The organism is Mycobacterium sp. 141 (assembly GCF_000382405.1).
Lineage (GTDB): Bacteria > Actinomycetota > Actinomycetes > Mycobacteriales > Mycobacteriaceae > Mycobacterium.
Window position 1 is genome coordinate 53720 of record NZ_KB908261.1, and the last position, 12525, is coordinate 66244.

Here is a 12525-nt window from a genome sequence, read left to right on the forward strand (position 1 = left end):
CTCGTTATACGGCATGTCGAAAGCTGGTTCCATGCAACGCGATACCTACATCCGTGCCATCTCGACGCTGCGAATCACCGATGCCGAGGAAGCGGGCGGCAAAGGTGCCAACATGGGCGAGTTGGTCGCCGCGAACCTTCCCGTCCCACCCGGCTTCGTCCTGCTGCGGGACTGCTACCGCGAGTCGATGAACGCGGGTGGAGTGGCTGCACAGCTCAACGACCTGCACCGTGAGGCAATGAAGAAGGCAGCGGACACGGCACGACTCAAGGACATGTCCAACCACATGCAGGACCTGGTCCGCAAGGCCGGTGTCACAACTGTCGTACGTGATCTGCTCATCGACGCCTATCGCACCCTGGGGTCCGACGCCGTTGTCGCCGTTCGCTCCTCGGCAACCGGTGAGGATGGTCGCGACGTCTCGTTCGCCGGCATGAACGCCACGATCACCAATGTCAGCGGCGAGGACAATCTGGTCGCCGCGGTGCTCCGGTGCTGGATGTCGCTGTTCAGCCCCCGCGTCATCACCTACCGCGCCACCCGCGGCTTCACCGCGGACCCGGCCATGGCCGTGGTGGTCCAAACGATGGTCGACTCCGAGAAGGCCGGTGTGGCGTTCACGGCCGACCCCAGCAGCGGCGCACTCGATCGAGTGGTGATCGAGGCCGCGTTCGGTCTCGGTGAAGTCGTGGTATCGGGAGAGGTCGAGCCCGATACCTACATCGTGTCCAAGGAAACCCTGAAGCCACTCGATATCAGGGTCGGCCACAAGAGCTTCAAGATCATCCGTGGTGTGGACGGAAACGACCATGCTGTCGACCTCGACGACGGTTCGGCGGACACCCGCGTGCTCGACGACGACGAATTGCGGTCGATCGCCGAACTCGCCATCGCGACCGAGCAGCACAACGGCTGTCCACAAGACACCGAATGGGCGATCGCAGAAGGCAAGACATATCTGGTGCAAGCCCGCCCCATCACGACGCTGCCGACCGCGTCGACTGACCCACATGCGGTTCTCGTGCGCGGGCTGGCCGCCGCCCCCGGGAAAGTCACAGGCAAGGTCCGGGTGCTGCAGTCGCCGGACGAAGGCGTCCAGTTGCTCGACGGCGAGGTCCTGGTAGCGCCGATGACGAATCCGGACTGGCTACCCACGATGCGCCGGGCTGCGGCATTGGTGACCGATACCGGCGGCATGACCTGCCACTCCGCAATTGTGGCCCGCGAGTTGGGGATTCCGTGCCTGGTAGGTGCCCGCACCGCGACCCGTGACCTCCATGACGGCACAACGGTCACCGTGGACGGGACGCGCGGACAGGTGATATCCGGTCGGGTCGATACCACGCCGATCACGGTCTCCGACCGCACGTCGCCTGCCGAACCGACCGCGGAGGTCACCGGCACCCGGATCTATGTCAATCTCGCGATGCCCGACACCGCGGAAGCCGTTGCCGCGCAGGGGCCAGACGGCGTCGGGCTGCTCCGGGCCGAGTTCATGCTGACCAACGCGTTCGATGGCCGGCATCCGCGCGACGTGATCGCCCACGGGGAGCAGGACGCCTTCGTCGACAAGATGGTGGCAGCCGTCGGCCGAATCGCCGCCGCGTTTGCCCCGCGGCCGGTCATCTACCGTGCCACCGACTTTCGCAGCAACGAATTCCGCGGTCTGACCGGAGGCGCGGCCTACGAACCGGTCGAACACAACCCGATGATCGGCTACCGCGGCTGCTACCGGTACATCAAGGAGCCCGACCTGTTCGCGCTCGAGTTGCGGGCACTGGCGAGGGTGCGTGAGCAATCGCCCAACGTGCATCTGATGATCCCGTTCGTGCGCACCCGTTGGGAGCTTGAGGAATGCCTGACGCTGGTGGACGCGAGTCCGCTGGGGCGGCACCGAGGCCTGCATCGTTGGGTGATGGCCGAAGTCCCGTCGGTCGTGCACTGGCTCCCCGAGTACATCGGGATGGGCATCGACGGCGTGTCCATCGGCAGCAACGATCTGACGCAGTTGATGCTGGGCGTCGACCGCGACTCGGACGTGTGTGCCGAACTGTTCGACGAGTCCGATCCAGCCGTTCTCGATGCCATCGGTCAAATCATCAGCACAGCGAGGAAGTTCGGCATCACGTCCTCCTTGTGCGGGCAAGCGCCGTCGACCGACCCGACATTCGCCGAACACCTCGTCCGAATGGGTATCACGTCGGTATCGGTGAACCCGGACGCACTGGCCGCGACTCGTCGCGTGGTGGCCGCGGCCGAACGTCGCCTGCTACTCGACTCGGCGCGGTGACTCTCGGCACCGACTCCGGGACTTTGGACTCCAGCACAACGTATTCGACCACCCATAGCGTCGTCAGTAACCAGCGGATTGGAGAGCATCATGAATGACAGCCGCATGGCGAAGCCCGTCGTCGTCGGGATCGATGGCTCCGCGCAGTCCATCGCCGCAGCGCAATGGGGCATCAAGGAAGCGATCAGCCGCGATGTACCGCTGCGGCTGGTTTATGTCATGAAGTCCAAGCACCCATCCAATGACGACTATTACCGCGATATCCATCACGCGGAGGAGTCACTCCGGTTTGCGCAGGCCGCCGTGGACGCTGCCGGAACCTACGTCAAGGTCGAGACCGCGATCCTCGACGGCCCGCCCGGCGCCGTCCTCATCGAAGAATCGCGGGACGCGGCGCTGATCTGTGTCGGCTCGGTGGGGATCGGGCAGTACGCGCGGTCGATCCTGGGCTCCACCGCCGCCGAGCTCACCGAAAAGGCGCACTGCCCCGTCGCGGTCATCCGCCCGGAGGTGTTCCCATCACAGCAGGATGTCGACTGGGTGGTGGTCGCCGTGAACGACAAGCCCGACAACGACCTGGTGGTCGAATCCGCCCTGACGGAGGCGGAGCTACGCCGCGCACCGGTGCTCATGCTGGGCAGCCATGGCAGCCTCGAGCAGCGCGTGAAACAGTGCAGCCAACACCACCCCGGCGTACACATCTATCCGATCACCGAAGGTGCCGGTGTCGCCCGATTCCTCAAGAGGCACGACGAGCGCGTGCAACTCGCCGTGATCGGCAGCACCGAAGCCAATCAGCTCGCACACATCATCGGACCGCACGGCCACCGGCTCTTCAATCACGCTCGGTCATCGACGCTGATCGTGCGTTGATGGGAGACTTCCATGCCGAAATGTCCGAACGGTCACCGCAATCCCAAGAACCAGCAGCTCTGCAGTCAATGTGACGCGCTGATCGTCGCGAATGCCGCGCACCGACCATCGAGCGGCAGTCCGTGGCGATACGCCGTTCCGGTCAGCGTAGCGACATCGATCCTGTTGGCGACGGCGTTGGGCTTCGCTGTCGGACACAACGTCGTACCGGAAACACCGCGGACCGACGTGCATACGTCAACGCAGCACTGGTGGGTGGTGGCGCGACCGTCATTCGACGAACTCCGAAACAGCCTGTTGGACACCCGTTCCGCTCTTGCGCGTCAGGACACGTCAGCGCTCGGCACCGTTTGCCGCACGTTGCATGACGCTGCTGTGGTGAAGCTGCGTGCGCAATTGCCGGCACCGGACCCCCAGTTGACGGCCGAGCTCGATGCAGCCATCAACGATGCCCACGACGCCGCGCATATGTGCCTCGCGGCGATCAGCGGGTCACAGAACAACTACGGCGGTGAATTCAGGTCTGCTCTCGACCAGGCCGACCGCAACCTCACCGCAGCGTTGGTGTCGGTCAACGACAGCCTGTCCGAGGCGTGACTTGCCACTCAGTTCTTTTGCTTTCCCGCGTCCTGCAGACTCAGAGCGACGAGCCGACGGACCCCGTCTTCGATACCACGCGCGAACTCCTCGATATCTCGGCCGGTGTCGTAATCGGCAGTGATGCCGAACACGAGATCGTCGCCGTAACTGAGAATCGCTATGCCCGTTCGTAACTGGAGCGCAATCGGAGGGATGGGCAACAGCCGGACCACCTCTTGTCCCATGACCCGCAGATGCTTGCGCGGCCCGGGTACATCAGTGGCAACCGTGACGACGCCGCGCTGCGGCAGTTTCATCAGCGTCCTGAAAGTCCAGGCCGCCAGCGGAAACGGGGCGGCATTGACGAGATCGACCAACCAGGTCCCGCCTTCGCGCTGACCAGCCACCTTGGTGCGCATCAACCGCCGGTGAACCACCTGGAGCTGCTCCAGCGGATCCTCCTTGTCAACGGGAAGAAACGGCAACATCGCCGAAACCCGGTTGTCGGCAACATCGAATGCGTCGTTGCCGCGAATCGACACCGGTACCAGAGTCCTCAGCGTCGTTCGCCGGGGTTTCTCGCCGCGGCGGGCCAACTCGGTCCGAAAACTGTGGGTGATCGCTGCCAGTGCAACGTCGTTGAGCGTCACGTCGAATTCGTCACACACCTTCCGTACGTCACAGAGGCTCACTCGCGCGGCGCTGAACCGGCGCATGGTGGTAACCGGGCCGGTCAATGACGATTCCGCCGCGGGATTCAGCAGTCCGGCAGCAAGTTCGATCGCACCTCCCATTGCAAGAGTCGCTGTTCTGGTCGTCGTCGCTGCCAAGTGCCACATGCCACTCGCCCAACCCACGGGGTTCAGACCGATCCTGGTCCAATCGAACCCCGAACTGGATTCCTTGGTAGCGGCCCGTATTGAGCTGGCGAACGTTTCTCCCGCGCCCTCGTCGCTCAACCCCGCGAAGATCCGCATCGTCGCTATGCCGTCGGCGATGCAGTGATGAATCTTCATCAGCACAGCCCATCGCCCGTCGGCGAGACCTTCCACAACCCAGCACTCCCAGAGTGGTCGGTCACGGTCGAGTCGTCTCGCTACGACATCGGCGACAAAGCGAAACAGCGCCTCATCGTCCCCGCCATGCGGCAGTGCGGCCAGATGGATATGGCGGGAGAGATCCAAGTTGGGGTCTTCGGCCCACACTGGCGGGCCCAGATCCAGCAGATGCGTGTGCAGGACCTGTCTGAGCCGTGGTACCGCCAGGATTCGTGGCGCGATCAACGCGGCGATCGTGTCGAAATCCGGCATCGGCCCCTCGATGATCGCGAGACCGCCAACCGCGAGACTGACGTGCCGGTCGGAATCCTCTGCCTCGAGAAACGCTGCGGCAAAGGGCGACAAGTGCTCCATACGATGACTGTGCGCCCACTTAAGGAATGGGTGAAGGGAACGAGGTCACCTACCTGCAGGGACCACGTCCTCTTTTCGGCAACGTTGGCTGAAGACCTGAACCGCGCCGGGTATCCGATATCACGTTCCTGACCTTGGTCGTATGGGTTGATGACCAACGGCCCACGAAACGGTCGCGACCGCACGCCTAGGCTCATCTCAGACAGGCGAACATCGCGCAAAGCCACGGGTCTCACCTTGGCGTGGCGCCCTTGACAACTGTGCAGCTTTCGACGACAACAAGGGAGAAAAGCCATGTCTCATCAAGGTATTCTCGTCAGCGTAGACGGCTCGTCGCAGAGCGATGTCGCGGTGCGCTGGGCCGCCCGCGAGGCGGTGATGCGAAACGCTCAACTGACCATCGTCAATGTGGTCAACCCTTTGACCGCCGACTGGTCACCGGTCGGCATGATCGGCGCGCCGCTGCCCGAAGAGATCGGCGAGTGGCAGGAAGACGCAGCCCGACGAATCATCCAAGGCGCAGTCCGTATCGCACGCGACACTCCTGCCGGTGACTCTTTGCGGATCCAGACCGAGACGCCGTGCGGTCCGATCGTGCCCGTGCTGCGAGACCTCACCAAGCAATTCGCGATCATCGTGGTTGGTTCGCACGGCCGCCGGGCGTTGGCCCGCGGGGTGCTCGGATCGGTCAGCACCGCGCTGGTACATCACTCACACTGCCCGGTCGCCGTCGTGCGTGATCAGTTGCCGCCCCAGCGCCGGCGGGCGCCCGTCGTGGTGGGCATAGATGGATCCCCGGCATCTGAAAGCGCCACCGCCCTGGCTTTCGACGAGGCTTCCTGGCGCAATGTCGAACTCGTCGCCGTGCACGCGTGGATCGATGAGGAATGGCCGGATGCCCTACCCCTGCCGTGGTCCAGCGTGATCGCCAACGCCGACGAAACGGTGGCTGAACGTCTGGCGGGGTGGCAAGAGCGGTACCCGGACGTTGTCGTGCGCAGAGTGGTGGTGCGCGACGACGCCGCCGGCGCCCTGCTCGCACAGTCCGAATCGGCACAGCTGATTGTCGTCGGAAGTCATGGGCGAGGCGGATTCGCCGGTATGTTGCTCGGATCGGTCAGTTCTGCAGTCGTCCACGGCGCTCGCATCCCGGTGATCGTGGTCCGTCATGACTGATGTCTGCTCCTGGAGTTCTGTTTGACAGGAAGGTGAGGTTCGTCATGCGCGATGCCGTAGTAGATACCAAAATCATCAAGGATGCAGTCACTTTGGCCTGCCGTGCCCCATCGATGCACAACAGCCAACCGTGGCGATGGGTCGCCGCCGGCCGGACGGTCGAACTCTTTGTCGACCCCGACCGGGCACCCCGACACGCTGATACTTCGGGCCGTGAAGCGTTGATCTCCTGCGGCGCGGTTCTCGATCATTTCCGGGTGGCGATGGCAGCTGCCGGGTGGACGACGAACGTCGACCGATTCCCCAATCCGAACGATCTTCACCACCTGGCTTCCCTCGATTTCAGCCCGCTCGGTTTCGTCACCGATGGCCACCGACGCCGAGCAGATGCCATTTTGCTGCGACGAACCGATCGCCTGCCGTTTGCTGCCCCACCGGACTGGGAATCGGTTGAGCCTCGCCTGCGCTCAAGCGTCAACGCTGAGCTTGTTCGCGTTGATGTGGTGCGCGACGACCTCCGCGCCGAACTCGCGGAGGCGTCCGCGCTGACCGAGTCGCTTCGCCTGTACGACTCGTCCTACCATGCCGAGCTCGAATGGTGGACTTCCGATTTCTCAGGGCGCGAAGGGATCCCGCACAGCTCGCTGGTGTCGGCAGCGGAGAGCGATCGCGTCGACGTAGGGCGGACGTTCCCCGTCACGCATCACCGTGAGCGACGTCGTGAAGTGGGTGAGGATCACTCCAAGATCATGGTCTTGTCGACATACGACGACACCCACGACGCCATGCTGCAGTGCGGCGAGATGCTGTCCGCCGTGCTCCTCGATGCGACACTCGCCGGGCTGGCAACATGCACGCTGACACACATCACCGAGCTGCCGGCCAGCCGACAGATCGTCGCGACATTGATCGGACAGCCGACGACACCGCAGGTACTGATCCGGATTGGACTCGTACCCAGCTTGGACGACGTTCCCCCGGCAACGCCTCGACGACCAGTCAACGAGGTGTTCGAGGTCCGCTGACTCATCGGTCAGTGATCAACCGCGCTGAGCGGTGTCAGGTTGCCCGACAACATAACTCGTAGGCATCGTGCACCGATTCGGCCAGACTGCGGGTGGTGTCGATTCGGTGAGCGGTGCTCCATGAATGGTCATCAGAGGCCATCGCGGCGGCGATCGCCGGAGTGGCATCGGAGGTGCTTCCCGACCGCCGGCTGATGCGATCCATCGCCTCGGACAGCGGCGCTTCACAGACCAGCTCTACTGTCGGGCACGAATATTCATCGGCAACCTTCGCTGCCCGCAGCCGTTGACCCGCGTCACGCCAGGTACCGTCGAGGATGACCGACCGTCCGCGGGCCAAGGCTGTGGCCGCCCGGCGCAGGGTGTGTTCGTATACGGCGTTCACGTTGTCGGGCAGATAGAGTCCGCCTCCGAACACGCCTTCCGAGCCCTCGATGATGCCGGACTCGAGCAATTCACGTCGCACATCGTCAGTGGATATCACGTCGGCCTTCATGCGCTCCGACAGCGCCCGCGCCAACGTGGTCTTGCCGGTTCCCGGTCCTCCTCCGACCAGGACCAGCCGCACAGTTCCCGATCGCAGGTGCGTCAAGGCGATGTCAAGGTGGCGCTGCGCATCGGACCGGGCATCGGTGACACCCTGATCGAATCTGATGCAGTCGACCTTCGCGCGAACAACGGCGCGGTAGCTGATATAGAAGTGCCATAGGGAGTTTGGTTCAGACCCACTCGTCAACCGCACATAGTGGGACCGGAACTTCGCAGCCAGATCGTTGCGGCCCAGAAATTCGAGGTCCATCACGAGGAACGCGGCGTCGTCGACGCAGTCGACATGGCGAAGCCGGTCGTCGAACTCCAGACAGTCGAGCAGAGCCGGCCCCTCGGGCAGGCAGAAAATGTCGTCGGCCCTCAGGTCGCCGTGGCCGTCGACGATACGGCGGTCTGCGATCCGCTCCGCGAACAGTTCTGTCCTGCCCGAGATGAACCGAGCAGCCAACCGAGTGACTTCGGCTATCCGTTCGGTGGACAGGATGGTGCCGCCGTAGCGGCCGAGCTCGGTCAGGTTCTCCTGCCAAAGCGCGGTGATTTCGGGCGGCGTACCACGCTCGTCGATCGCGGGCGAGCGCTCGGCACGCTCGTGGAACCGGGCGAGTGTCTCTGCGATGCGCACAATGTGGTCGTCGACGTCGTCGCCGACCGACTCGTCGGTGGCGACCAATGTGGTCAGCCGCAGCGAGTCCGGGTGACGTCGCATGATGATGACGGGTTCGGCCGGACACTGTCCGGCGTTGTCGAAATGTGCTATCCCCAGGTAGCTCTCCGGTGCCAGCCGCCTGTTGAGTTCGACTTCGCGGGCGCAGACCTGCTCGCGTCGCTCGACCGAGCTGAAGTCGAGAAAATCCGTCACCACAGGCTTTTTGACCTTGTACGCCCTGTCCCCAACCAAAACCACGATACCGGTATGGGTTTCGAAAACCTCTGCGTTCATCTGCCAGCCCACTCCCCTCGTCCGGCCCTTCGCTGTCAACCGAACACCACCACCATTTCGCACCGGCAGGCGGGGGCCCAGAGTCCAAAGTCCCACCTTGCCGGTGGTCCGAGATGACGTTGCGCACAGCGCGGGTCTGGCAGATGACCTTGGTCCCAGCTCAGGTCGACCAAAGCCCGCATACCCACACATGCCCGACGTCATACCGTTTATCCCATAACGACCGCAGGCAGCTGAGGGGGCCACCATGACCAGCGCAGCCGATGTCCGGCCCGTCGTGGTCGGCGTGGACGGATCTCAAGCAGCGCTGCAGGCCGCGCTGTGGGCGATGGAGGACGCCATCCACCGCGAGGCGCCGCTTCGTCTCGTGCATGTCACAGGAATCCCCCTTGAGCCGTCGATTCCGATCGACGTCTATCGTCCCGAACTCCATTTCGGAGAAAGCGCACTGCATGCCGTGTCATCCGCCATCGAGGCAACTGGCAAGACGGTCAAGGTCGAAACTGACATCGTCTGGGGATCGGCAGCGGCGGCACTTGTCGAGGAATCCCGTTCAGCGGCCATGATCTGTGTCGGATCGGTCGGTATCGGTTATCTGGCGCGCCGACTGCTGGGATCGATCGCGGCGGAGCTCGCCGAAAATGCCCACTGCACCGTCGTTGTCGTCCGACATCGCACATCGTCCCCTGCTCCGACGACACCCGATTGGGTGGTGGTTGGAGTCGACGATCGAACCGACAACGAACTCGTGGTGGCACAGACACTCGACGAAGCCCGACTACGCGGCGCACCGGTCCTTGCCGTGGCGACCTGGTGTGACACGGCAGCCGGCGTGTCGGCGGAGGACCTTGACGACCGCGTCGCGAAATGGCGCCGCCGATACCCGGATGTCCACATCTATCCGGTGTCGACGAGATCCGGACTGCCCGAGTTCTTGGAGGACAACGGAACTGGATATGTTCAGCTCGTCGCGCTCGGATCGGCGGACGTCACGGAACTCCAACGGATCATCGGACGACATGATCGACCGTTCGCCCCGCATACGGATTGTTCGGTGATGGTCATCCGTTGAGCGGGTGTGCGGCGGAGGTGACCGGTGTGGGAATCGTGCGACATGCCGACTGACAAGGCTGGACAACGAACGAATTCACCACGACCGCTACGCTTCTGGATGGTGCGACCGTAACGATCAGGCGCCTGGTCACAGATGACTATGACGCAGTGGTCGCGCTGGCGGTCGCGTTGAGCGACCAGGAACGGTACCTGCGGTTCTTCACCGTCCACCCAGCCTATATCGGCGAGTGGGCGCTGTCGTTGACCGCACCAGCGGCCGGGACGGTCGCCCTCGGTGCATTCGAAGCCGCCGACCTGATCGGAATGGCGAACTATGTTGCGACGGATCGGCCCGGTTATGCCGAGGTCGCTGCCGTCGTGGCACACGACCAGCACGACCGCGGTGTGGGCACCGCACTATTGCGCAACCTCGGTCACCTCGCACACTGCTCAGGCCAGCGCCACCTTGTTGCCGACATTCTTGCCGAGAACCACGCAATGTGCCGAGTCATAACCGATGCCGGCTGGCCGATGACGCAGCATCACGATGCGGGAGTGCTCAGCATCGATATCGACCTCGACCACCTCCGGTAACGGCCCCCGCCAGACAGTTCCTACTCGAAGTCGAAGGGGGAACCGTCCAACCGGGTCACGACTTCGTCCAACGGTCGGCGGGGTGTTGCGGGCAGTGGGTCGGCGTTGATAGGTGCCCAGCCGATACGCAGCAGCACTTGCGGATAGCAGTCATCGTCGAACACGTCTTGCCGAATGATCTCGCGGCTCGCGGCAACCTCCAGCGGTTCGGTGATCGGGCAACTCGCCAAACCGGCCGCCGTGGCGGTCAGCAGGATCATGCTTGTCGCCTCACCGGCCCGTATCCGGTGCACCACACCGTCGGTGGCGGTCCCGAGTGCGAGCACCGTCGCACCGTCGCGATGCCCCGTTCCGTCTGGCGATTGCGCCAGTACCGGAGCGGCAAACAATCGCGAAGGTACGGCATCGTCGGGGTCAGATTCCGGAGTATTGCGTGCAGGGACCCCGGCCGTGGACGCATACCTACCGCTCCACTGCGTCAACTCGGTCAGGTAGTCGGGATCGCGGAGATGTTCGCGAACAGCCATCGCGAGCAGCGCGTGAAAGTTCGGCGTGACATCGACGCGACGCATCGTGACCCCCATCCGCGCAACGCGAGATCCCATCACGGCGATATCGCCGGGCGGGACCGACCACGAACTGAAGTGCCTGCGGTCGGTGCGCCGTCGCGGTATGGCGGCCGCCAGTGCGATATCGACCGGACCAGGCTCAAGTGGATGGGGCTGAATCGATGCCAGATGGTCGGGGTCCGCCGGATTCGGTAGGTAACTCACCCTGGACTGCCACCCGAGCGCGGCCAGTGCGATGACGCAGTGGTTCAGTGCCGCGCCGCAACTGACGATCAGCTCACGGCAGTCGGGATCGGTATGCGACAAATGCAACTCGGTGTCCGCGTACAGATGCACGCTCTGTGGCCCAACCCGCCACCGCCAGGGCTGCGAATTATGGACGGACGGTGCTCGGTTCGCGAGCGACAACGCCGTACGAACCGTCTCGGTATCGGGAAAATGGGCGTTCATCTCTGGCTACCTTCTGTCCGAAATCGTGGCTTCTACTATCTGTCGGCCGAGAACGTCCAGATAGAGGCACAAGTCCCCATTTTGGCGTGACCTATTTGCCGCCCCGGCGACCCTCCTGGCTCGTGTCAGCGGGTGAAGAACTCAGCGGATAAAAAGCAACGAGCAATCTGTCCCCCGCAAGATCTCGCGGGCCCGCGGACCGGTCAGCTCCTCGACCAATACCTGATGATCGGCGGCGACAACCAGCAATTGGTCGATACTGACGCTCTGACGTAACAGGTGTAGCAGGTGGGTCGGCATGGGTAAGGTGCACACCTGTCCATCGGTGACGCCCCGGCCGGTCAGATACTCCTCGAGGATGGTCCGCACCGGATGGCGGTCGGCGTCGCCGACGTCGGCGCGAGGACCATGCGACCACGACTCCAGCACGAGAACCGGCGCGGCACGGAGGACACCCTCGTGCATCGCAGCCCGTAGTGCGTCGAGCGCAGAGTCTGTTTCGTCGAGGACCACCACGATCCACTTGCGCGGGTCGATGGATTCTGCGGTGCGGCGGTGAATGACCGCGACCGGTCCGTGCGCCTGCTTGACCAGGGCGGCCGCCGTCGCGCCTCGCCCTTCGCCGGCCCCGACGCACACCATCGCCGCCCCGCGGGACGCTGCGACCAGGCAATCGACCGGCCGCCCGAAAACTATCTCCGATTCGAGCTTGACCGCGACACCGGTGTCGGTCACTGTCTCCCAGGCACGGTGCAGGACCGAGCGGGCCTCTGCCATCGTCCGCTCGATGTCGGCGTTGTCGTCGTTGTCGGCTTCTGCCGCATACACCAAGCGCAGCACGGTGTTTCGGGCCGCTGCTTCCTTGGCGGCCCAGACCGCCGCGTATTCCCCGGCAGGTGAGCCGTCCACGCCGGTGACGATCGGCCCCGCTGTCGTCATAGGCACAGTGACATTCATCATTGTCCTCGATTCAATTCGAGCGGTATGCGACCTATTGGGGCCCATCCCAATCCCA

Annotated in this window: 11 protein-coding genes; 7 read left to right on the plus strand and 4 right to left on the minus strand. The window is 63.8% G+C overall.

Annotation, left to right across the window (positions count from 1 at the left end; all coding sequences use genetic code 11):
- Positions 1 to 13 precede the first annotated feature (13 nt).
- From ppsA to H276_RS23625, 3 genes are all read left to right on the plus strand, one after another.
- Positions 14 to 2290, plus strand: a complete 2277-nt coding sequence (ppsA, locus tag H276_RS0111960) for a phosphoenolpyruvate synthase (RefSeq protein WP_155943062.1) — start codon at positions 14 to 16, stop codon at positions 2288 to 2290.
- A gap of 90 nt (positions 2291 to 2380) precedes the next feature.
- Positions 2381 to 3163: a universal stress protein gene (locus tag H276_RS0111965; protein WP_036460974.1), complete on the plus strand. Its 783-nt coding sequence runs from the start codon at positions 2381 to 2383 to the stop codon at positions 3161 to 3163.
- 12 nt (positions 3164 to 3175) lie between these two features.
- Entirely contained in the window at positions 3176 to 3760 is a 585-nt protein-coding gene (locus H276_RS23625; protein WP_019971550.1) for a hypothetical protein, read from the plus strand.
- Positions 3761 to 3768: 8 nt separating this feature from the next.
- On the opposite strand, the gene H276_RS0111975 is transcribed toward H276_RS23625, so the two are convergent.
- Positions 3769 to 5154, minus strand: a complete 1386-nt coding sequence (locus H276_RS0111975) for a wax ester/triacylglycerol synthase family O-acyltransferase (protein WP_019971551.1) — start codon at positions 5152 to 5154, stop codon at positions 3769 to 3771.
- A 294-nt stretch (positions 5155 to 5448) separates the two neighbouring features.
- On the opposite strand from H276_RS0111975, the gene H276_RS0111980 reads away from it, so the two are divergent.
- Both H276_RS0111980 and H276_RS0111985 read left to right on the plus strand, forming a co-directional pair.
- Entirely contained in the window at positions 5449 to 6330 is an 882-nt protein-coding gene (locus H276_RS0111980; protein ID WP_019971552.1) for a universal stress protein, read from the plus strand.
- A 44-nt stretch (positions 6331 to 6374) separates the two neighbouring features.
- Positions 6375 to 7355 (plus strand): Acg family FMN-binding oxidoreductase, encoded by a 981-nt coding sequence (locus H276_RS0111985; RefSeq protein ID WP_019971553.1) that lies wholly within the window; start codon positions 6375 to 6377, stop codon positions 7353 to 7355.
- A 34-nt stretch (positions 7356 to 7389) separates the two neighbouring features.
- On the opposite strand, the gene H276_RS0111990 is transcribed toward H276_RS0111985, so the two are convergent.
- Positions 7390 to 8844 (minus strand): AAA family ATPase, encoded by a 1455-nt coding sequence (locus tag H276_RS0111990; protein ID WP_155943063.1) that lies wholly within the window; start codon positions 8842 to 8844, stop codon positions 7390 to 7392.
- Positions 8845 to 9091: 247 nt separating this feature from the next.
- Between H276_RS0111990 and H276_RS0111995 the strand changes: the two genes are divergently transcribed.
- Both H276_RS0111995 and H276_RS22915 read left to right on the plus strand, forming a co-directional pair.
- A complete protein-coding gene (locus H276_RS0111995; protein ID WP_019971555.1) occupies positions 9092 to 9916 on the plus strand; it encodes a universal stress protein in 825 nt (274 codons plus the stop codon).
- A gap of 95 nt (positions 9917 to 10011) precedes the next feature.
- Positions 10012 to 10491: a GNAT family N-acetyltransferase gene (locus H276_RS22915; protein WP_155943064.1), complete on the plus strand. Its 480-nt coding sequence runs from the start codon at positions 10012 to 10014 to the stop codon at positions 10489 to 10491.
- A 20-nt stretch (positions 10492 to 10511) separates the two neighbouring features.
- Here H276_RS22915 and H276_RS0112005 read toward each other — a convergent pair whose 3' ends face one another.
- Together H276_RS0112005 and H276_RS0112010 are read right to left on the minus strand one after the other, a co-directional pair.
- Positions 10512 to 11510, minus strand: a complete 999-nt coding sequence (locus tag H276_RS0112005) for an Acg family FMN-binding oxidoreductase (RefSeq protein ID WP_026356894.1) — start codon at positions 11508 to 11510, stop codon at positions 10512 to 10514.
- Between the two features lie 141 nt (positions 11511 to 11651).
- Positions 11652 to 12467, minus strand: a complete 816-nt coding sequence (locus H276_RS0112010) for a universal stress protein (RefSeq protein ID WP_026356895.1) — start codon at positions 12465 to 12467, stop codon at positions 11652 to 11654.
- Positions 12468 to 12525 lie beyond the last annotated feature (58 nt).

Coding starts and splice junctions, on each gene's coding strand:
- H276_RS0111990 (WP_155943063.1), bottom strand. CDS start 8,844: ATGAACGCAGAGGTTTTCGAAACCCATACCGGTATCGTGGTTTTGGTT.
- H276_RS0111965 (WP_036460974.1), top strand. CDS start 2,381: ATGAATGACAGCCGCATGGCGAAGCCCGTCGTCGTCGGGATCGATGGC.
- H276_RS0112005 (WP_026356894.1), bottom strand. CDS start 11,510: ATGAACGCCCATTTTCCCGATACCGAGACGGTTCGTACGGCGTTGTCG.
- H276_RS0111985 (WP_019971553.1), top strand. CDS start 6,375: ATGCGCGATGCCGTAGTAGATACCAAAATCATCAAGGATGCAGTCACT.
- H276_RS23625 (WP_019971550.1), top strand. CDS start 3,176: ATGCCGAAATGTCCGAACGGTCACCGCAATCCCAAGAACCAGCAGCTC.
- H276_RS0111995 (WP_019971555.1), top strand. CDS start 9,092: ATGACCAGCGCAGCCGATGTCCGGCCCGTCGTGGTCGGCGTGGACGGA.
- H276_RS0112010 (WP_026356895.1), bottom strand. CDS start 12,467: ATGAATGTCACTGTGCCTATGACGACAGCGGGGCCGATCGTCACCGGC.
- H276_RS0111975 (WP_019971551.1), bottom strand. CDS start 5,154: ATGGAGCACTTGTCGCCCTTTGCCGCAGCGTTTCTCGAGGCAGAGGAT.
- H276_RS0111980 (WP_019971552.1), top strand. CDS start 5,449: ATGTCTCATCAAGGTATTCTCGTCAGCGTAGACGGCTCGTCGCAGAGC.
- ppsA (WP_155943062.1), top strand. CDS start 14: ATGTCGAAAGCTGGTTCCATGCAACGCGATACCTACATCCGTGCCATC.